This is a genomic window from Roseibium sp. ROS1, from assembly GCF_054658215.1.
This window is the reverse complement of the sequence record NZ_BAAGIG010000002.1, coordinates 215,229-235,697: the sequence shown is the minus strand read 5'-3', so window position 1 is coordinate 235,697 and position 20,469 is coordinate 215,229. Positions and strand designations below refer to the sequence as shown.

Genomic DNA, 20,469 nt, shown 5'->3' with positions numbered 1-20,469 from the left:
AACCGGCTTTGCAATGCGCCGACTTCGAAGGCCTAGCGGGAACCGTCAGCGCCGGCCAAGAGCATTGGCAACCAGTTTGCGTTCCGGACTGGGGCCGGAACTGGCATCGGCCGCGTTCTTGCTCGCTTTTGCATAGGCGGATTGCCGGCTGCGGCGCAGCTGCGCGGCGTAATCCGTGCCGAAATAGATCTCCGACAGCATGATGGCGACGTCGGCTGCCGCAATCTGTGCCTCCAGCGCAGGTCCCTTGGATTTGCCAAGATCGGTGATCAGAGAACGGGTCAGGATTTCAAGCGTCTGTTCGACTGCCTGGCGTGTACTTTTGCCGATCTCGTTGACGGCGAAAGTCTCGGAGGCGTTCCGAACCATAGCGACCACGCGCAACGTACGTACGGCGTCATCAATCGCGATCTGGTCGATCTGCAGCTTGCCGTCCTTGTCGAACTTCGGCACCTGCAGGGCGCGCCGCACACTGCTGTGGGCGCTGTTCAGTTCCCGGGTGACGACACTGGAGATGCTGCGTTTGGTTTCCGCCAGACGTTTGTGCCACCTGCCGGTGACCGAGAGATCCATGTCACGTTCAACGCCGCGGACCAGCAAGTGGTACTCCGACAGCGCCTGAGAAAAGGCCACCGGGTCCGGATTGTTGTTGCGATGTTCGAACGCCAGGATCTGCAGGCGTTCGGCCTCGCTCATGACCACATCAACAAATGGTGCGAACTGCGAACGAGCAATCGCCTTGGGGTCAGGGTCGCCTGCCAGACGTCCGGCGAAGGCACACAAGGCCGAAGGCATGTCCGAGCGGTCCACCAGCGCGGCGGCGATCACCGGAACATGGTCGGGAAATCGTGCGGTGCATTTGTCGACGAGACGCAGCACATCCGTGTCCTGCTTCAACCGATGCTCGTTGATGCGATCCGGTATGTTCTGCAGGAACGGCACCAGCCAACGTTCTGCCGCAAAGATCTTCTGGATGTCCCTGACTTCGGAGATACCACGTTCGCCGCCAAGTTCGATTGCCATTCGGCGCTTGTCTTTGTCGGACGTTTCCGCGCGGCGCAGCATGTCGCCGATGGCGTCCACGGCACGCGAGCGCAGCGCCTGCACCAGGGCATCCACACGCTCACCACTAACGGCAGAATTTCCGGCCTGTTCCAGCACAAGGCGAATGTCGGCAGCCATGACATCACGACCGAGCCAGTTCCAGACACGGTCGAGAATGCCCCGCTGGATTCGGCCCTCCTGCCGCTGTGGCAGCATTTCGTTGATCAGAAAATCATCCAGCGGTGTGAAGAACATCCGCTGGATCTGATTGCGTCGCTGAGCGCCACCCGGCATGCTCGGTGCAACCGGCTGCGGTTTGCGAATGAGTGCCACGGCTGCGGCAAGAACAAGCTGGATATGCGGATCAGCGTGTTTTTGAACCTTGGCGCGTTCCAAATTGCGGACCAGAGCCTCAACCGCCTTGGGGCTCAGACTACGCAAGTAGGTTTTGATTTTGGTTTCAAGCTGGTCCGAATATGTCATTCACAGCGTCAACATCGCGATCCTAGTTACCGCGAGTTTAACGTTAGAAGACTTAAGCAAGTGTTGAGAATAAATACCGGGAACTTAAAGGGCTTCGGACAGCATCACCAGGACACTGTCTCCCTTTGAACCTTTTTCGCGCCGGCTGGTTCAGCCGATCACCTGCCAGGCACCCTGGTCGGTTTCACACGCCGTGCCGCGCGCCTGCAAGGTGCGTCCCTGGAGAACCATCTCGTGCGTAAACTCGCGGCAGCTGGTCTCGTTGACGAAATAGACCGGTCCGGGACGGACTTGACCACTGCGGCCGGTACGCTCGTTCTGCCAGGCAACCGAAACCCCAAGGCCCCGCGCGCGCAACGCCCTGCTCTGGGCATCTTCGGCTGCCTTGCGGTCAGACGGTTCAAGCGCGTCCCCGAACTCGTTGTTCACCAGCACCGAAATGGCCGTATTCGCTTCCGAGCCGGAAACATTCGCATTCGGGTCACCGAAAAAGGACCCCCAAGTGTTGCTGTCTCTCGACCCGGACGTCATGGAGCAACCTGCCAAAGTAAAGGCAAGAGCAAGACACGAGGCACCGCGAAGACGCATTCTTGAAAGCTCCAAGTTCTTCGAATTTCAACCAGAAGCAGCTGAAATCCGATTGCTGACCATTTTCCAAAGGCTAGCGCAAAACGACTGCACTAGAAGGCGTGAAACCGGCGCAAACCGGTCGATGAATCAGTGTTATTTTCAATTTGTGGCCGAACTTGGCCACAACCGTGTCTTTGTTTCCGCTATTTGCATCACATCCTATCACAGTCCCGCAAGGGCGGCCCAAGCGAACGTTTGGCAAATCCCCTATTCCTTGCTGAGCGCCGGCAGCACCAGACGTGCCTTCAGGCCTCCGAGCGAGGAACTTTCAAGATCGAAGGTGCCACCGTAAAGGGCGGCGAGATCTGCCACGATCGACAGGCCAAGACCTGTTCCCGGCACGGTTTCATCCAGACGCCGACCACGCTTGATGGCTTCGGCGCGCTGTTCAGGCGTCAGTCCGGGACCATCATCCTCGACCGTGATCGTGAACATGTCCCGGTTCGTGGCCGGATCGTTCAAAGGAGCCACCTGCACCCGCACCTTCGAACCTGCCCATTTGCAGGCATTGTCGATCAGGTTGCCGCTCATTTCTTCCAGGTCCTGGCTTTCGCCTCGAAAGCGGATCTGACCGGACTGCGCGAAACCGACATCAACGCCTTTGTCCTGATAGATCTTGCCCATGGCCCGGATCAGACGGGCAAGAACCGGCTCGGTCTCGCATGAAACACCGATCACCCGCCGCTGCGCCGCCATGCGGGCCCGCTCCAGATGATGCTGGATCTGGGTCGACATGATCGATGCCTGTTCGAACACCTTGTCCGCCAAGGGGCCGCCGGACGCCCTTGCCTCGTTTGAAATGACCGACAGCGGGGTCTTCAGACCGTGCGCAAGGTTGCCGACGTGGGTGCGTGCCCGCTCGACGATTTCCTTGTTCGACACGATGAGCGCGTTGAGTTCCACCGCCAGCGGCGCGATCTCGCGCGGCAGAGCCTCGTCAATGCGTTCGGCTTCACCCTGTCGCACGGCCGAAAGCGACGCACGCAGGCGCGCAAGTGGCCGCAAGCCGAATTTCACCTGCAGGAAGATCGCCAGAATCAGCCCGAGCCCGACAATGCAAAGCGTGATGGCCACAAGCCGCGCGAACTCGAAGATATCCGCCCAGAACCCTGCCGTTGCAGCGCCGACGGCAATTACATAGGCCGCGTCTTCAACGGTAATTCTCTGCTGGAGCACGCGGATTTCGTCACCGGTCGGCCCGACGATGAACCCGGCATTGGCGTCGTCCTGCCCGATCGGCGGCGTATTCAACGGATCTCCCACCAGCGACTCCGATGCATAGAGGATCGACGGGCTGTCGGCGCGTCGAACCGTCCAGTACCAGCCGGACAGTGGCAGGGAGAACCGGGGATCGCCGCGGTAGGTCGGCGCAGTCAGGGTTGCGGTTGCCTGGTCAGCACTGACATCTGCATTGGTTGCCAGCATCTCGGCAATCAGTGCCTTGATATGAACCTCGAGCTGGGCGTCAAAAGCCCGTTCACTCGCTCTTTCATAAAGGCTCACCAGGAACACCCCGGCGATGGCGAGCGCGATGGTGGACCATACAGCCGCCACGAACACCAGACGTGCGGCAAGCGACCGCTGAGGCCGATTCACGGGCCGGCCGTCCCCGTTGGCAGAGGTCTCAGGTGTCACTCGCCGCTCCCAGGCGGTATCCGAGCCCTCGGATGGTTTCGATCATGTCCGAGCCGATTTTCTTGCGCAGACGGCCGACGAAGACTTCCACCGTGTTGGAATCACGATCGAAATCCTGATCGTAGAGATGTTCGGTCAATTCAGTCCGGGAGATCACCTTGCCCTGGTGATGCAGCAGATAGGACAGCAGCCTGTATTCATGCGAAGTCAGCTTGACCGCGCTGCCGTCCACGGTTACCCGGCCGGATCTCAGATCCAGCCGCACTGCACCGCAAGTGAGTTCGTTGGAGGCATGCCCGGCAGCCCGGCGCACAAGCGCACGCACACGGGCAAGCACTTCCTCCATGTGGAAAGGCTTTGCAACATAATCATCGGCACCGGCGTCGATCCCCGCAACCTTGTCCGACCAGCGGTCGCGCGCAGTCAGGATGAGAACCGGCATGGTGCGCCCGTCGCGGCGCCAGTTTTCCAGAACGGACAGTCCGTCGAGGGACGGCAGGCCGAGGTCAAGCACCACGGCGTCATATGGCTCGGTGTCGCCGAGAAAATGCCCGTCCTCGCCGTCCGTCGCACTGTCGACCACATAGCCGGCCTCTTCCAGGGCGGCCACCAGCTGGCGGTTCAGATCGGTATCGTCTTCGACAACAAGAATGCGCATGAAATTCAACTTTATGACTGAAGGAGTCGGAACCAGATCAACCAACCGAAAGCCGGCAGGAAGATGTCGCTTCTAGCAATTACCTGTTGGCGTTGACTGTGACAGTTGTCACCTTGCCACCCTTTAGGACCGACAACAGATAGACGTATCCCCCACCCTGCTGGCAAAGCTGGGCCTTGACGATTTCACCGCCTGCCTGCCCTGCAACCGCCCCAAGCGGGGCGGCCTTGCCGCTGGCCACGGCTTCACGGGCCTGCGACTGGGACAAACAAGCGGCTTGCGCCGGCGCAATGACGGCGAATGTCAGGATCAAAAGGGCAAATATCTGTTTCACGTGTCCGATTCCGGTCTGCTCACGAGGTCATGCGCAAGGTGTAATCAATTTCACCTGAACGCAAGCTGAACCGGTTGTTTGGATTTCTTCAGCAGCCCTTCTTGCGGCGGCGTCCTTCGGCCGCCTTGTCAGCCCAGCGCCACTTCGTCCGTCTGCAGGTCGTCGTAACGGCCCTTGAACTGCTCGAACACCTGCAGCGTCCGCCGGGCGATCCCTGTCCAGCCGAACACGCGGCGTGCGAAGCGAGCGCCCTCCACCGAGAGGGTTTCGCGCATCCAGGAGTATTGCATCGGCATGTTCAGCATGGCCGCAAACTCTTCTGGTCGCTTGGGATCGGCCACCAGCGCATGTCGGCCAAATTCGATCTGGTCGAAAAGGCCGCCGTGAATCGTCACCACAGTCGGCGTTCCGCAGGCCATCGCTTCCACGGCGGTCATGCCGAAAGGCTCATAGCGCGAGGGAAGCGCGAAGATGCCCGGACCACGATAGAAATCGGCCAGATCTTCATCCGCGACATACCCACGCCAGCTGATGGCATCGGACACGCCCAGGGAAGAAGCGACTTCCTTCCATTGCGCGAGCAGCGCCTTGTCGCTGTCCGAATTGGCACCGGCGGCAAGCACAAGGCGTGCGTCGGGCTGCAGTTTCAGGAGGCTCGGCAAGGCTTCGATGATCAGGTCATAGCCCTTGTTTTCCGCTGCCCTGCCAACGACGTAGATATCCGTTTCCTTGAAATCGTGCTTCCGGCGCGCTTCCGCGACCACATCCGGTGTTGCGGGCGTAAACCGGCCTTCGTCGATGCCCGGCGGGATCATGGTGATATGCTCACGCGGCAGCTGGTATTGCTCGACGATCAGGTCGGTTTGCTGCTCGGTCGTCGCGATGATGTGGTCGCAGTTGCGGTAAAGAACGAATTCCTTCTGGATCCGCTCCTTGAAGCGGTACCCGGCCATCTCTTCTTCACCTGCTCCCACCATGTCGTGTTCTTTCCACCAACCGAGGGAGTGCGGCGTGTGGATGTGCGGAACCTGCAGCTCCTCGGCAATTTTCTGGCCGGCGACGCCTGCATCCCAGTAATGAGAGTTGATCACGTCATAATGCAACTTGCGATGACGGATCATCGCCAGCGCATTGGTGACGAAGTCACCGTACCAGTCGTGCATGTCCTCCTTCCGGATGAAATCGGATCCTCCGAAAGGAACGCGCACGACGCGCAGGTTTTCATTGATGATATCCTCGGCCGGCTGGTCTTCGAACTGGCGCGTCATGACATCGACCCTGTAGCCGAGCCGCGCGAACCGTTTTGCCAGCTCCAGTACGAAGACCACCTGGCCGCCCGTATCCGGTTTACCCAGTTCCGGCGATCCGGCCACGTAACCGTGCAGCGAGATCATCAGAAGGGAACCGATATTGTGCTTGTTCATGTTTCGTTACCTTGTTCGTGTGTCTTGATCTCCATCTACCCAGGCGTTCTTTTGCTCTTTTTGCTCATCGGCCCGCCGACGTTGCAGCAGGCAGCAGCCTCTCGAAAGGCCGGATCAGACTGCCGATTGCGGCAGCAGGCCCATTACCGTCAGCCCTTCCAGCACGCCGGCCGCATGGTGGGCGGATGCCAGATAGGTCTTGTGCCGCGGCAGGGTTGATAGAAGTTCCTGGCGGGCATTGCCGACCGCGATTGCCTTGCCCGCTGCTTCGAACAGCGCAAGGTCATTACCGGAATCACCGGCAGCGATCGTTCGCTCCATCGGAATGCCAAGATGGCTTGCCAGATGGCGCATGGCAGTGTCCTTGCCTGCGCCGGGGGCGAGAATGTCCAGGTCACTGGTCCCTGAATAGATGTGCCTGAACGGGATGCCATCGTCCCGGAGTGCGGCAAGAATTGCGTCCACGCCGTCTTTTCCCGGAACGGCGAAGCTCGCCTTTCCGTCCGTCTGGAACTTGTCGTCGTGCGCATCATACCCCAGTTTCCGGACGATTTTGCGAACTTCCTCGTCAGGCCAGTCGATAAACCGGCTTTGCCAGCTTTCCAGAAAGAAACGGTCCAGACGGATTTCGGTTCCCAAACCGGTGATAATCGCGTCCGGTTCGAAGCCTTCGGGGAAGTAATCGGCAAGGGTCTGGTCGACACTGGCGGCCGGTCGGCTGGAGTTTAGAGCCAGTTTCAGGTGCGACTTGGCGTTCTTCAACTGATGCCAAAGTCGCTCCAGATCGGTCCGGTTACCGGTCAGGGTGTCATCGATGTCGCTGACCAGAAGCCAGGTATCACTCTTGCCCGTCTCGCCGGTCACCGGCCCTCCCCTTCCTGATCGGGCGCCCTGTGCGTGACGGAATATGCCGGTTCGACCGTGTGCTCCGTTACCGGACGGCTCAATGTTTCAACCACAAGGTCCTTCAGGCAGACGGCCGCGCTTTCCGTGTAGAAGCCGATACCGCCTTCGATGAAACTGTCGTCAACCAGCGACAGCACCACATAGCCGTCGATGGAAAACTCGAAGTATAGGCCGTGCGCCACAACCTCGATCTGCCAGGGGCCATGATCGCTGCCCCTGAAATGCGCTTCCTGAAGCGGCTCGTAGCGGAAGGCATGTTCGAATTCAGGTGTCGGGTTTGCCCCCCAAGCCCGCATCTGGGCAATGCCGTTGACGAGATCCAGAGACAGGTAATAACCGTCACCCTCGTCGTTCATCCTCAGCACAAGACCGGTTTTGCCCAGTCCCTCCAGCATCAGCTGTGCCTTGAGGCGGAAATCCTCATGCTTGCCCGGCAGCATGAAAGCTTCGTACCCGCTCTTGCAGCTCAGATGCAGCCCGTCGGGCCGATCGATCGCCGACGCGTGTGTGTTGGAATACAGTGCCTTGCACTGGTAGGACGCAGTCACGACCTGGCGATGCGTCACCAGATCGTTGAAGTCCGAATTCGATTTCAGCTTGAGCCTGCCGGCACTGTCGGTCACCAATTCCTTCGGCGGCGGCAACAGCTTCTTCACGACCTCGCGCCCGTAGACGTATTCCGTCTTGGAAAAGAAATTGAACAGAAGCAATCGGTCGCTGGTCCGGCAAATACGGCCTGCATAATTGCCCGTCGGCAGGATCACGTTGTCGAAGAAGTTCTGGTATGGCCCCTCAATCGTCTCCGCGTACCAGTAGTGGATCTTGGTGTCTTCGCGGATCGATCCCATCAGGTAATAGCGGCCGTCGAGACGAAACAGGTTCGGCACCTCGACGTCGTCATAAAGACCGGGCCGATAAAGAGGTGGCTCGAATGTGAATTTGTCCGGTTTGGTCTCGCGAGCGAGCCCGACGCAGCCGCGCCGTATGACCGGCCCTTCCTTGACACGGGCAGAGGCCAGCAGCAGGCGTTCGCCTGTGTCTTCATCGACGTAGAAAAACGGATCGCGGAAACTGACCCACTTCCGGCCTTCGTCTACAGTGCTCTCGTAAAGCGGGCCTGGCACCTGCAGGGGATAATTGCCGTGATTGCAGCGCTCCCAGGTGTAGAGATCCTTGGACCGCGCCAGCCCGACCCGCTGCACCCTGCCATATTCCGCCCGCGCAAGGCCGGTGTAGAACATGCGCCACTCGCCCTGCCGATCCGGATCGGGCGTCACATGCATCGTCCAGAGCATGTCATCATCCCATTCGCCCGGTTCACCGACGAAAAGTGCGTTCTTGACCCGGCGCCATGTCATGCCGTCCGTGCTGACGGCGTGCGCGATGAAATCGTGATTGGGCAGCACCAGATGGAACAGATGATAGATGCCGTCGTGATAAACGACATCGACGTCGCCAATGTCCGACCGCAGAAATCCATGGGATGCATACATGCCCTAACCCTGCCCAGATGTTTCAGCAGGATCAAGAGCCTAAGCCAAAAAATTTGCAGTGCAACATGGCTCGGACGAACAATATCATCCCTTTGCGCATCCTGCCTGATGACTGGCGGCATTTCCGGAACGATTTGCGGTATGGAACAGAAACAGCCGGATCCCGCGCTTTCAGTTGGCCCGCTGCGCTCGGCTCTATGCCTAGAATATGATCGTTTCTGAGCCAAAAGCGCGTCGTAAAAGCATTCCTTTGCCGCCCCTATCCTCTAGAATGGGTTCATGACGGACTGCTGTTGGATCTCACATACCGACTGCCACCGCGGACAAAGCGCGGCGCGCAAGACTTTGCGTCAGGTCATCGGTCTCTTCTCTTTTCTTTCCTTGCTGCTCCTGCCAGGTCCTGCAGCCGCGTGTTCCCTGTCGCTGGTTCTGGCGATGGACGGTTCGGCCAGCGTCGATGCGCGCGAACACACCTTGCAGCTCAACGGACTGGCAGATGCCTTGAGAGACCCGGACGTCGTTCAGGCAATAGAGGCCGTTGGCGGGATCTGGGTTACAAGTTTCGAATGGAGCGGCCGGTACCAGCAATTGCTCCAGCTTGGGTGGAGCCATCTTTCCGATGCGCAAAGCGCTGCGAATGCGGCCGAAACCCTGCGACGCTCACCACGAGGCTACACCGAATTTCCAACCGCCCTCGGTTATGCACTCGGCCATGCGGCAACCCTGATGCGCAAGGCACCTGCACCTTGTGTTCGTAAGGTCATAGATGTAGCCGGTGATGGCATCAACAACGACGGTTTCGGCCCGGAAAGCGCCTACAGGGCCTTCGATTTCCAGGACGTTACGGTCAACGGTCTGGTGATTTCAGGCGCCGATGAAGCTCCGGTGCGCTACTACCGGACCCATGTGATCAGGGGTCCGGGTGCCTTTGTCGAAGTTGCAGCCAGTTATGACGACTACGCAGAGGCAATGAAGCGCAAACTGCTGCGGGAAATCTTCGGCAGCGGCTACGCTTCCCTGCGCTGAAATCAGCTTCAGGCTTGCCGGCGCTCCGCCCGGGCCAAAAGAGCCGCTTCGAAATCCGCTGCCGGCATTCTGTCCTGCAGGGCCCTTAGGAAAAGCTGCTTCTGTGTCTCGGGCGCCAGCCCGCCTACAGGCGGATCCCGGTCCAGATTGGTCGGGAAGGAATATCCTTCCGCACACGCGGAAACAGCCGCCTCCAGTCTGGCACCTGACATTGTTGCCTGTCCGGTTTTCGCCAGGAGCACGGGATAGAGCGCCCGGCACATGGCATCCCTGTCCACACTTTCCATGGCGCGTCCGAAGGCCGAGGACACCTGAAGCAGGTTTGCCATGCGCTGGATATCTGCACTGGAATTGTCACCGGCAGCGTGGAACAGTGCCGGGTTGAAGAACACCGCATCGCCCTTGCGCAATGGCATCTGCACGTAATTCTGTTCAAAAAACTCCTTGAATGCCTCCAGCCGGTAGGCAGCGTAGCCCGGACGATAAAGCTGTGAAAACGGCAAGAGCTTCGTGGGACCGCTTTCAATCGGCATGTCTGTATGCGCGACCGCCCCTTGCAGGGTCATGACCTGCGACAGGTCGTGCACATGGGCCGGATAACGTGCGCAGTCTTCTGCGGACTGGAAACCAAGGTGGTAATCCCGATGCGCCTGCTGCGCCTTGCCTCCCGGACGTACAAGATTGACCTGGGCCGTCATCTGGTAGTTCGGCCCGAGCCAGGCTTCACAAACGGCATCGATGGCAGGATTGGCAAAATAATCCGCGAAGACATCGGGGGCTTCCAGGCAGAGTTTCTGCAGTGAGTTCCAGATCCGGTCGTTTGCGCCGGCGGCTGCAAAATGATCCGCACCGCCGCCTGAAGCAGCTTTCTCCTCGGCGATGATCCGGTTGTAGACCTGCGTTGCCCGGTCTATCGGGGTGACATCCTTATATGCCTCCTCCAGCACCAGCACACCCGAGTGCAGCCGCATAACCTGCGCCCATTCTGCCATCAACCGGCTACGGCTTTCGCTACCTGCGAGTACGGTCTCCAGATCGGCAACCCGGTAGACGGGAATACCGGCAACCACCTTGTAGGCGTGCGGCACGATGCCGTCGTCCAGTTTTTGCGACACAAGTTGCCTGAAGTCCTCGACATCGCAACTGGTGGCGTTGAAATACGCCAGATGATCGACCCGTTTGTCCATGATCCCCTCCCAGGTTTTGTTGGCTGCAATGCTATCAGGATCGGTCTTGATCGGATCGGCATTTTCCATCAAGAATCCATCAAATGACCCATCGCTTCCCGATCAAGGAAATCGCCCTTCAGGCAGGCCTCAGCACTGCCACGGTTGACCGCGTGATGAACGGGCGAGCACATGTCAGCCCGCAAACCCGTCGCAGGGTTGAGGATGCGATTGCAGAACTGGAACAACAGGAAGGTCAGCTGGCTGCCAGGGGGCGGCGGCTCTTCTTCGATGTGGTTATGGAAGCGCCGAACAGGTTCAGCAGAGAAGTGCGTCTTGCCTGTGAAAGCGTGCTGACAGATCTGCATCCGATCGCGATCCGCCCCAGGTTCACTTTCACCGAAACCATGTCGGCAGCCGAATGCAGCGCGATTCTGCAGCGGATTGCAAAGCGAGGCAGCCAGGGCATCTGCCTCAAGGTGCGCGATACAGAGGAAGTCCGGCATATGATCGCAGGACTGGCAGACCGCAGAATCCCTGTCGTCACCGTCTTTACCGACCTTCCCGCATCCCGGCGGCTTGCCTATGTTGGCCTGGATAATCGCAGCGCCGGCAAAACCGCAGCCTATCTCATGCACAAGCTCCTGCCGGCGAACGGAACGGTTCTGACGACGCTCAGCCAGCACACCTTTCAGGGCGAGGAGGAGCGCTACGAGGGTTTCAGGCAGGAACTGGATCGTCTGCGCCCGAAATGCAGATTGGTGGATGCCAGCGGCGGCGGCGGCCTCAATCCCGAAACACGGCGGGAGGTTGCCGAGAAGCTGGGCTCCTCTCCACCGATTTCCGGCGTCTACTCCATGGGAGGCGGCAACAGGGCCATTTTGCAGGCCTTGTCCGAGGTGGGCCAGATACCAGGGGTCTATGTCGCGCACGATCTGGACAAGGATAACCTCGAGCTTCTCCGGCAGGAGCAGCTGACGCTGGTGCTTCATCACGACCTGCAGTCAGACATGCACACGGCGTTTCGTCATCTCCTGGCATACCACGGCATCGGCACGTCTCCCTCCGGCGAAACGAGCGATGTTCAGGTTGTCACCCCCTTGAACATCCCTTCCAGGTTCAGTGAACCAGCCTGACCTGGCAGTGCTGATCTCCACAGCCAAAGCCTGCCGTTCAGCAGAAAACGCGCCAACAGCACACTGCCAGCAGTTGATCAACCGTGTTTCAGCTCTGTGCCAACTGCGCGTTCGACAAAAGCTAACATGGATTGCCTGAGCTGTTTTCTGGTCGAAACATCTCTGGAAACGGCATTCTGGCCACTGCGTTCGATCAAACCAAGAACCAGTTCGGCCGACGTGGCAGGGTTTTCTTCAAACGTTGGCAGGCAGTTGGCAACAGCTTGAACGAGCCGGGCCCGGGTTTGTTCGAAAAGGCCGCCGATCTCGGGATTTCTGAAGGCCTCGGCAACGATTTCCGCGCTCAACGCGGCATGTGCCGGCGACGAACAGAGATCGAAATACTCCGCTCCAAATTGCAGCAGTCTTTCCATCCGATTTTTTGACGTGTCTTCAAGCCGCCTCAACAAGGGATCAAGTTCGACAGTTTCCAGTTCCGAGATGGCTGCGATGATCTCGTTCTTGCCCTTGAAGTGATTATAGAGATTGCTGAGGCTGATCCCCGCCTTTCCCGCGATGTCGCGCATGCCGGTCTGGTGAAACCCCTTTTCGATGAAAAGACCCGCAGCCGTTTCGACGATCATCTGCCGACGCTTGGCGGATTTTTCCAGACGGCTGGTGGATTGCGGCCTGGTTTCGGCCATCGGGAATCTCCTGTGGGACGCTACGAAGAAAGACCGTAGACCGACTTCTTCTTCTGCGCTGTTCATTTCAGGTTCGTTGCCGTCTTGCAATCCTGGGCCGCGCACCCAATTAAAGAACGAACGTTCGTTTTTTGTGAGGTGTCATGTATTCTGATCTGGAACTTCGCCTTCAGGAGGCGGCTGGCGTCTTCAACGGTATTGAAATTCTGGCGCTGGTCTTTCTTCTTGTTTTGGCTTCCGAAACCGTGTGGGACCGGTTTACCGGCTACCGTCAATCGCTATCGGAAACCGGGGCAAATCTGATTATCGGCCTTGTCTACGGTCTGTTGGAACGAACCGCATACGGGCTGATCCTCGTGATTGCCGTTTTCCTTGCAGAACCGTTCGCGCTTTGGGACCTGCCCATGAACGCTTTGACGTGGGTGCTTGCGATCGTGGTCGCTGATCTGACGTACTATTGGATGCATCGCTGCGAGCACCGGGTACGGCTATTCTGGACCTATCACAGCGTTCATCATTCTTCGCCTGAGTTCAACTTCACGACGGCTCTGCGTCTGGCCTGGACCGAAGCGCTGTTCGAATGGATGTTTTTCATTCCCATGGTGATTGTCGGTTTCGACCCTGTACAGGTGATCGCAGGACTTGCCGTCGTGGTGGCCTATCAATCGTGGATCCATACCGAAAAGGTCAGACGGCTCGGGTGGCTTGAGAGCATTCTGAACACACCGTCGCATCATCGCGTGCACCACGGCAGCAATCCGGAGTATCTCGACAAGAACTATGGCGGCATCCTGATCGTCTGGGACCGGCTCTTTGGAACCTACACACCCGAGCGTGCCAAGGTTGTCTACGGGATCACCGATCCGCTCAACACATCCAATCCGATCACCATCAACTTTCGAGACTTCATTCGTCTTGGCACAGATGCGCTCAATGCCCCTTCCTTCGCCCAGGCTCTGAAGATGCTCATGAAACCTCCCGGCTGGACACCGACGCGCGATACGGCTTTTCCCGCGGACCAGTCCGACACTCAACTGCAGTCGCCTGCAGGTTCCAGCCAAGGGGAACACCACGATGAACATTGATCTGCTTCTGGCGACGTTTGCCGGCTATCTGGCGGTCTTCGGACTGAGCGACCGGCCACAGGACCCGAAGGTCCGCGACTACCCCATTGAAACCGTCCAGATCAGAACTGCGTCCGGCACCACCGTACTGGATGCCGAGCTAACCTTGCCAAAAGGGAGGGCGCGCGTCCCTGCGGTGGTACTCATCACCGGGTCTGGCCCACAGGACAAGAATGAAGAAATTGCGGGCCACAAACCTTTTCTCGTGCTTTCAGATCACCTGACGAAATCCGGCTATGCCGTGCTGCGTTACGACGACCGCGGCGTGGGCCGGAGCACGGGAGACTTTGCGACTGCAACCCCGCAGGATCTCGCGAGCGACGCAGCCGCCGCGCTTGCCTATGTGAAGTCTCATCCGCGTGTTCTTTCCGAAAAAACCGGATACATCGGCCACTCGGAAGGCGGCTATCTCGCGCCGATCGCGCAGCAGATCGAACCGGCCGCCTTTCATGTTTATCTTGCGGGCCCTGCCCTGCCGCTTGTTCCCGATGTCATGCGTACTCAGGTTCAGGATATCGGGCGTGCGGAAGGCCTGTCCGATGAAGTCATTGCCGGACAGAGCCGCGCGGTGAATGAGATCAGCTCCGCTCTTTTGAAATCCGGAACACCGGCAGAATTACGCGAGGACATCACGAAGGCCTTGAAGAACTCGGGGGCGAGCGGTTCCCAGATCAGGCAAAACCTGGCTGTCTGGGCGACACCCTGGGCCTCCGCCTACGCACGGCACGATCCGGTTGAACAGCTGGCAGGCCTGACCATTCCGGTGCTGGCCCTTTTCGGTGAGCACGACTTGCAGGTTTCCGCCAGCGAGAATTCACCTGTCATGCGAAGAGCCCTCACCCACCCGCTCTCGGATGTCAGAACGCTGCCTGGCCTCAATCACCTGTTCCAACCAACGCAAACCGGACGTATCAACGAGTATATCCGGATAGCAACGACCATCGATCCAACCGCATTGCAGGCGATTGCGACATGGCTCGATATGATCGTGCAGGTGCCATAAAAACGCGGGAACGGTGCCCTTCTCCTGCGGCCAGGCCGTCACCCCCCGGTGTTGCCGTAGTTTTCCGCCTCCATGCCCCGGTAGAAATCCTTCAGCGTCTTGCCGGGTTCCGGATCAAACCTGTCTCCCGTCTCCCGCATTTCGGAAATTCGGTCCAGACGGAACATACGGAAGTCCTGGCGCAATTCGCACCAGGCCACCAGCGTCCAGACCTTGCCCCAGAACCACAGTCCGAGAGGGCGGATCGTACGATCGGTCGGCTCTCCCTTGCTGTCGCAATACGCCACGAACAAGCGCTTGCGGCCATCGGCAGCCGCCTCCAGAAAATCGATATGAGCGCGGATTTGCGGTGTCATCTCTGGCGCGAACGCGTGGATCTCGACTTCGTTCTGACGCACCCGCATCTTTTCCGGCAGGACGGCGTCGATCTTGATCATCGCCTCTTCGGCGGCCCGGGCCATGGCGGCCCCGCCCCAGGCACGGATCAGACGCGCACCGGCGAGTAGAGCAACAATTTCATCCCGGGTGAACATGAGTGGTGGCAGTTCATAGCCATCGCGCATGATGTAGCCGACACCAGCCGCACCTTCGATCGGCACGCCGGATGCCTGCAAGTCGGCAACATCGCGATAGATGGTGCGTTCGGATACTTCCAGCCATTCGGACAGCTGACGTGCCCGCACGAGCCGGCCGCCGCGCAGATATTGCACGATCTGGAAAAGGCGGTCGGCGCGTCTCATGATGCCGGCTCCTTGCGAAGCCGACATCCTGTCAGTCTCAAATCAGCGTGCGAACATGCCGATGGAATTTCCGTCCGGGTCGATGCCATAGGCAAAGCGCCCCGCCGGAATGGCAGCCGGATCGGAAATGATCTCTCCCCCCTTGGCAGCGAACCGTTCCATCGTTTCTTCCAGGGTGTCCGGGCAGGCGAGATGAATGGTTGGTCCGGTCCCGTTCTGAGCGGGTTTTCCCGGGTAAAGGTGACCCGCAATCCCACCCTGCTCCTTGGTCGGAAAGATTGCGATCTCATTTGGTCCCATGTCGATGACACGTCTAAGCTCCGTTTTGAAAACGTCGTTATAAAAGCTGACCGCCTTGTCCAGATCGGAGACAGGAATCTCCATCCAGACGTTGAAGTGATCGGGTGCAAAAGTCATGGAAAGTCTCCTCAGGCGCTGTGATGAGGATCACCTTATCAAACCTCTCCTGACAGCATTCTGTCAGGAGAGACTGACAAACATATATGACGCAAGGGTAAGTAAACACCTGCAAATTTCGTCTCACAGATGAATTTGGAAAAGAGGCTGATGACAATTTGCCGGTACCGCGTCGTCACAGCTAAACTGCATGGGCCGGGACGCAGACCAAGGCGGTGCGACAACCGGAAGGAGAGATCATGAAACGCTGGCAGATGATCCTTTTCGGTCTCTTGCTTCTGCTGACAAACTTCACGCCTGCCTTCGCGCATTTTTCGGAAGGTACCAAGGTGCGCACGCTTCTGGTCTCCCGTGAAGGTGACACGCTGACTGTTTATGTGCGGGTGCCCGCTCCACTTGTCTTCTCGGATCTCGTCGGTCGCTCGCAGGTCGAACAGGTACCACTGGTCTCGCCGTTTCTTCGCCTGGAGCAAACCCCGGACAGTGAGCGCTATCGGGTTGATCTCGGCGCAATCGACAGCAATCGATCTGCCTTTGAAAACCGGCTGCGCAACGCCCTCGTCTTTTCGCAGGCGGACCTTGTCCTGCCGGTGGAGATCATCGGGTTTACGGTTCACGCCAGTCGACCTGATCAGGACATCGACACAGCTGTTGCCGCCCAATCCGCATTGAGCGAGGCTTTCCCGAATGAAGACCCGCTCTTTGGTACGGCAGTCATCGACTACGCGCTCAGGCTGGAAAGCAGCGATCCGACCGGTGTCCTTCAGGTGCAGTCCGGGTACGCTCCCCTGATCCCGGGGCCCGGCATAGCCATCGACAACCACCTGGTCGATGCCCGCATCACCCCTCCGGTTTCGACCACGGCTCCCGGGCAACTGGAAGAACATGCGCGGTTCGACGGATCCCGGCTCAGCACGTTTCTGCATTTCATCCACCAGGGCACCCTGCATATTCTGGAAGGCCTTGATCACGTCTTTCTGGTGATTGCGCTGGCTCTGGGCGTCGGGGCAACGCGGAGACTGATTTACCTCGTCACCGCCTTCACGATCGGGCACTCAGTCACGCTGATTGCCACCTTCCTCGGGGCAACACCTTCCTGGCCATGGTTCATCCCGTTGGTGGAGACGGCCATTGCCGCTTCCGTTCTTTATGCGGCCATCGCGGCAATGGTCCGGAAGTCGGGCTCGGTGCTCGTCTTCGCCGCGATCGGCCTGTTGCACGGCCTTGGCTTTTCCTTCGTTCTTGCGGACATTCTCGGCCGGGGCGCACCGGATCTCATACCCGCGCTGCTGGCATTCAATCTCGGCATCGAATTTGGCCAGCTGATCATTCTCGCCGTAACGCTCTCCATCGTCCTGCTTGTGCGAAAGACAGCTGAACCCGCCCTGCACCCCTTGCGGCTCGGCGCGCTGTCGGGGATTGCGATCCTGTCTGCCTGGTGGGTCATCGAGCGCCTGTCCGGATTGCTGACTTCGGCCTGACTTGAGGACGCCTCATGGCTATTTCAGGCAAAAAACACCCTAAAAAGACATAAAAAGCCGATTAATCTGCCGGGTTAAGCGCCGTTAATTCTAACAATTGACTTGTTCTTAATCCCGACCGTGCAACTTGGGCGGAATAATAATTGGCAATGAAATGGCTCGTCACGGTACCTCGCCCAATACCCGCCCACTATTAAAAGGCTCTCTTGCAGGCCTCGCGACGGTTGCCGTCATGTTGCTTATAGCCTGGGCCGGTGTCGCCTATGACGGGCAAAGCGAACTGCAGAAACAGACGGCAGACCTTCTTGGCATCTGGCAGTCCAACATAGACCGTGGAAACAAGCTCTACGGAGCGCTGGAAAGACTTCCCGAAGACGATTGCAGCGACGCGCATCTGAAAACGCTGAACACGCTCGTCTACAACGACAATCACATTACCAATATCTGGTTTTTTCCGAACGGCGACACGAACGCCGCCTGCTCTTCGAGCTTTGGGCGTTTCGAACCTGCCCACGATTTCGGCCCGCCTGAAAAGGCGCAACTGTTCCGCGATGGCAGGGAGACCTGGTACAGGGTGCCCTTCGACAAGGCCGAGGGTGTCGACAGCGTTACAGTGATCAAGAAGGGCCGCTACGGCGTTTCATTCTACCAGACCGGCAACCTGGCAACGGCCGCCGACGACATGTTCTATGTGTCGAGTGTTGAAGACCCTTACACGGTTCTGTTCCACGCCAATGGAAACGCGGGCCTTCTGAAGCAATACCGCGACAACTACGGCCCGATGTTCGGCAACGTCTATGCACAGGCCTGCGGCGAAGGCGATGTCAGGCTGTGTTACCTGACCATGATCCCTGCCAGCCGGATCGTTCAGCAAAATATCGGCCTGCTCGCGATTTTTGCGGTCTTCGGCATCGTCACCGGCGGGCTCGTTTTCCTGAGGGTGAAACGGATCGTGCGTGACCGCCATAGCCCGGCCGGACGGATCCGTCACGCGATCGCCAACGGCGGCAAAGGTTTCGAGCCGCACTACCAGCCCATCTTGTCGCTCGACACGATGAAATGCGAAGGCTGTGAGGTTCTGGCCCGGTTCGAAGATGCCCAGGGCAAGCTTTTCCCGGATGAATTCGTGAACATAATCCAGCAGGAGAACCTGACCTGGGAGTTTACCGAGATCATCATCGCCAAGGCACTGCGCGACCTGAAACCGCTGCTTGCGGGACGGCCGGGTTTCAAGGTGTCCGTCAATTTCTTCCAGGCGGATCTGGAAGACGAACAGATCCAGTCCGTTATTCAGTCGCCGGTTTTTGCGATGGCGACGGAAGCCGGTCTTTCCCTTTGCTGCGAGATCCTGGAAACCGGGATCCGGTCCGGTACCAGCATTGCAAAATCGCTGGAATACCTGCGCAGCATCGGCTGCCTGATCGCAATTGACGACTTCGGCACCGGCTATTCCAACCTTGCCCAGATCAAGGCGCTCAAGCCCGATCTGGTGAAGATCGACAAGATGTTCGTCGATGATCTCGGCAGCACCACCGACACGGCCCGCGGTGCCTTTGTTCAGGCGATCCTCGGCATTGCTTCGGCACATGGCATGAAAGTCTGTGCGGAGGGTGTCGAGACGATGGACCAGCTCGCGTCTCTCAGGAACCGAGATGTGGACTACGCCCAGGGCTATTTCTTTGCCAAACCGATGCCCATCCGGGACTTCTCCCTCTACCTTCTGGAACAGACCTTGAAGGAAAAGATGCCGACGAGCGGACGCTTGGCAAAGCTCAAGCCTGTCAGCGGCTGACACCCGTTCCAGCACCGATCGCCTGCTTTTCCAGGCTTCCAGCCTCGCGCGTTCGAGCAAAACGGCACAACCACAAAAACTCCGATGCAATTTCGAGCACGATTGATCTGTCTCAAGGTGAATTGAACAGGTTGGCGGCACCTTGTGGTTCTTACAAGGAGGCAAGAATGAGCCACGTGCCACACGAGTTACATGAAGAATTTCCGGAAGCCGCAGACACTTTGCATGCGTTGAAAACAAGTGATGCCCATTTCGCACGGCTGGCGGATGAATATCACACCGTCAATCGCGAAGTGCACCGCATCGAGACAGATGTGGAGCCGGCATCCGACGATGTCCTGGAAGACCTGAAAAAGAAGAGACTAAATCTGAAAGACCAGATTGCTGCCATCCTGGCGGCAACGGCTAACACCGTGTCCTGAGCCCCTCCTTTTCAGGCCGGTGTTAAAGCCCGCGCCGTCCCCGTCCGACGGCGCGGGCCACCACATGCAGCTCTCCAGGAAAAGGTCCTGGCCCACCAGGAGCGCAGTGGAGCACATTTCCGGTTTTGGCGACCTTGTCGCCCGCACGGTCAGCATACCGACAAAGAGTTGAAAAAAGAAGGCGCCGCAGCTTTTCGTAAAAGCCCGGCGCCAGTCTGGGGAGGAACGACCCTCATCGTTCACCCTACGATGTGGGTCTTCCCGCAAATAGTTGCAAGGCAAGCCTGTGTGAGGCTTGCGTGATCCAGGACCAGCGCTCCCCGGCACAGCTTGACCCACACGCGGCGCTGTTATCTTCTGGGGCGAGTTCATTTCGGATCAGACCATGACCCTTGTTCGCCTCTGCCTGCTTCTGCCCCTCTTGTTCTCGTCCACAGCATTTGCCGCCGATCATTGCATCGATGTTCAGGCAAAACGCGGCTGGCAGCAACTGTCCCTGCCCGGCGGGAAGATCACCGGCGTGCAGTATTCCGGCGGCTGGAGCGTGATTGCCGGCATGTACAAGGCCGTCGGCCCGCGTGGCTATACGGGCGAAGACGCCCGCCGGCTAGGCCCGCTCTACGGCTACAAGTTCGACCAATCCTACGCTTTCGGCGAGATGCTTGTGCGAGATCAGGCGGGCCGCATTGTTCCGTTCGCGGAGTTTGCCGCGCTCGCCGTCAACTCGCGCGATCCGGCCGGTGTCTATGCCTTCCGCATCAACGACAAGGATGTCGCGCTGCCGGACAATGCCGGTTCCATTCGCGTCTGTATTTCAATGCGCTGACCTTCTCAACAGGCCCGCTTCCCCTTCCCCTGCCCTGAACGGATCT

At 58.7% G+C, this 20,469-nt stretch carries 20 protein-coding genes; 8 read left to right on the top strand and 12 right to left on the bottom strand.

Translation table 11 applies throughout. The features are described 5' to 3' along the window. Nucleotides 1–45: 45 nt before the first annotated feature. The 8 genes from ACYQ6M_RS09310 to ACYQ6M_RS09275 all read right to left on the bottom strand — a co-directional run bounded on the left by ACYQ6M_RS09310 (nt 46) and on the right by ACYQ6M_RS09275 (nt 8,607). The gene (locus tag ACYQ6M_RS09310) at nt 46–1,527 is read right to left on the bottom strand and encodes a hypothetical protein (protein WP_460073448.1); all 1,482 of its coding nucleotides are present in this window, start codon (nt 1,525–1,527) and stop codon (nt 46–48) included. Nucleotides 1,528–1,677: 150 nt separating this feature from the next. After that, nucleotides 1,678–2,115, bottom strand: coding sequence for an RT0821/Lpp0805 family surface protein (locus ACYQ6M_RS09305; protein ID WP_460073446.1), 438 nt, complete (start codon nt 2,113–2,115; stop codon nt 1,678–1,680). 249 nt (nt 2,116–2,364) lie between these two features. Beyond that, entirely contained in the window at nt 2,365–3,753 is a 1,389-nt protein-coding gene (locus tag ACYQ6M_RS09300; protein ID WP_460073444.1) for an ATP-binding protein, read from the bottom strand. A gap of 28 nt (nt 3,754–3,781) precedes the next feature. After that, nucleotides 3,782–4,450, bottom strand: coding sequence for a response regulator (locus ACYQ6M_RS09295; RefSeq protein ID WP_022997835.1), 669 nt, complete (start codon nt 4,448–4,450; stop codon nt 3,782–3,784). 79 nt (nt 4,451–4,529) lie between these two features. Beyond that, nucleotides 4,530–4,784 (bottom strand): PepSY domain-containing protein, encoded by a 255-nt coding sequence (locus ACYQ6M_RS09290; RefSeq protein WP_022997836.1) that lies wholly within the window; start codon nt 4,782–4,784, stop codon nt 4,530–4,532. A 128-nt stretch (nt 4,785–4,912) separates the two neighbouring features. Beyond that, nucleotides 4,913–6,208: a glycosyltransferase gene (locus ACYQ6M_RS09285; protein WP_055658693.1), complete on the bottom strand. Its 1,296-nt coding sequence runs from the start codon at nt 6,206–6,208 to the stop codon at nt 4,913–4,915. Nucleotides 6,209–6,322: 114 nt separating this feature from the next. After that, nucleotides 6,323–7,072: an HAD-IIB family hydrolase gene (locus ACYQ6M_RS09280; protein ID WP_460073442.1), complete on the bottom strand. Its 750-nt coding sequence runs from the start codon at nt 7,070–7,072 to the stop codon at nt 6,323–6,325. Then, on the bottom strand, nt 7,069–8,607 hold the full coding sequence (locus ACYQ6M_RS09275; RefSeq protein WP_168687982.1) for a glycoside hydrolase family protein: 1,539 nt from the start codon (nt 8,605–8,607) through the stop codon (nt 7,069–7,071). Before ACYQ6M_RS09275 ends, ACYQ6M_RS09280 begins: the two co-directional genes overlap by 4 nt. Before the next feature lie 279 nt (nt 8,608–8,886). On the opposite strand from ACYQ6M_RS09275, the gene ACYQ6M_RS09270 reads away from it, so the two are divergent. Next, on the top strand, nt 8,887–9,633 hold the full coding sequence (locus ACYQ6M_RS09270; protein ID WP_209014833.1) for a DUF1194 domain-containing protein: 747 nt from the start codon (nt 8,887–8,889) through the stop codon (nt 9,631–9,633). Between the two features lie 8 nt (nt 9,634–9,641). Here the strand turns inward: ACYQ6M_RS09270 and ACYQ6M_RS09265 are convergent, their stop codons facing one another. Further along, complete coding sequence (locus ACYQ6M_RS09265; RefSeq protein WP_460074619.1) at nt 9,642–10,820, bottom strand: phytanoyl-CoA dioxygenase family protein; 1,179 nt, start codon at nt 10,818–10,820, stop codon at nt 9,642–9,644. A gap of 83 nt (nt 10,821–10,903) precedes the next feature. On the opposite strand from ACYQ6M_RS09265, the gene ACYQ6M_RS09260 reads away from it, so the two are divergent. Next, nucleotides 10,904–11,935 (top strand): LacI family DNA-binding transcriptional regulator, encoded by a 1,032-nt coding sequence (locus ACYQ6M_RS09260; protein WP_460073439.1) that lies wholly within the window; start codon nt 10,904–10,906, stop codon nt 11,933–11,935. A gap of 77 nt (nt 11,936–12,012) precedes the next feature. Here ACYQ6M_RS09260 and ACYQ6M_RS09255 read toward each other — a convergent pair whose 3' ends face one another. Continuing rightward, entirely contained in the window at nt 12,013–12,618 is a 606-nt protein-coding gene (locus tag ACYQ6M_RS09255) for a TetR/AcrR family transcriptional regulator (RefSeq protein ID WP_167579483.1), read from the bottom strand. Nucleotides 12,619–12,761: 143 nt separating this feature from the next. On the opposite strand from ACYQ6M_RS09255, the gene ACYQ6M_RS09250 reads away from it, so the two are divergent. Beyond that, nucleotides 12,762–13,703: a sterol desaturase family protein gene (locus tag ACYQ6M_RS09250; RefSeq protein WP_460073437.1), complete on the top strand. Its 942-nt coding sequence runs from the start codon at nt 12,762–12,764 to the stop codon at nt 13,701–13,703. Beyond that, nucleotides 13,693–14,745 (top strand): alpha/beta hydrolase family protein, encoded by a 1,053-nt coding sequence (locus ACYQ6M_RS09245; RefSeq protein WP_460073435.1) that lies wholly within the window; start codon nt 13,693–13,695, stop codon nt 14,743–14,745. The genes ACYQ6M_RS09250 and ACYQ6M_RS09245 overlap by 11 nt, the downstream gene beginning before the upstream one ends. 38 nt (nt 14,746–14,783) lie before the next feature. Here ACYQ6M_RS09245 and ACYQ6M_RS09240 read toward each other — a convergent pair whose 3' ends face one another. Continuing rightward, nucleotides 14,784–15,485 (bottom strand): helix-turn-helix transcriptional regulator, encoded by a 702-nt coding sequence (locus ACYQ6M_RS09240; RefSeq protein ID WP_152507153.1) that lies wholly within the window; start codon nt 15,483–15,485, stop codon nt 14,784–14,786. 42 nt (nt 15,486–15,527) lie between these two features. Beyond that, entirely contained in the window at nt 15,528–15,902 is a 375-nt protein-coding gene (locus ACYQ6M_RS09235; RefSeq protein ID WP_022997847.1) for a VOC family protein, read from the bottom strand. A gap of 239 nt (nt 15,903–16,141) precedes the next feature. Here ACYQ6M_RS09235 and ACYQ6M_RS09230 point away from each other — a divergent pair, with 239 nt between their 5' ends. The 4 genes from ACYQ6M_RS09230 to ACYQ6M_RS09215 all read left to right on the top strand — a co-directional run bounded on the left by ACYQ6M_RS09230 (nt 16,142) and on the right by ACYQ6M_RS09215 (nt 20,423). Beyond that, entirely contained in the window at nt 16,142–17,383 is a 1,242-nt protein-coding gene (locus ACYQ6M_RS09230) for a HupE/UreJ family protein (protein WP_460073433.1), read from the top strand. 232 nt (nt 17,384–17,615) lie between these two features. Then, nucleotides 17,616–19,175: an EAL domain-containing protein gene (locus ACYQ6M_RS09225; RefSeq protein WP_460073431.1), complete on the top strand. Its 1,560-nt coding sequence runs from the start codon at nt 17,616–17,618 to the stop codon at nt 19,173–19,175. Between the two features lie 167 nt (nt 19,176–19,342). Continuing rightward, nucleotides 19,343–19,597, top strand: coding sequence for a YdcH family protein (locus ACYQ6M_RS09220; protein ID WP_031268132.1), 255 nt, complete (start codon nt 19,343–19,345; stop codon nt 19,595–19,597). 385 nt (nt 19,598–19,982) lie between these two features. Then, nucleotides 19,983–20,423, top strand: coding sequence for a hypothetical protein (locus tag ACYQ6M_RS09215; RefSeq protein WP_168693463.1), 441 nt, complete (start codon nt 19,983–19,985; stop codon nt 20,421–20,423). Nucleotides 20,424–20,469: the final 46 nt, after the last annotated feature.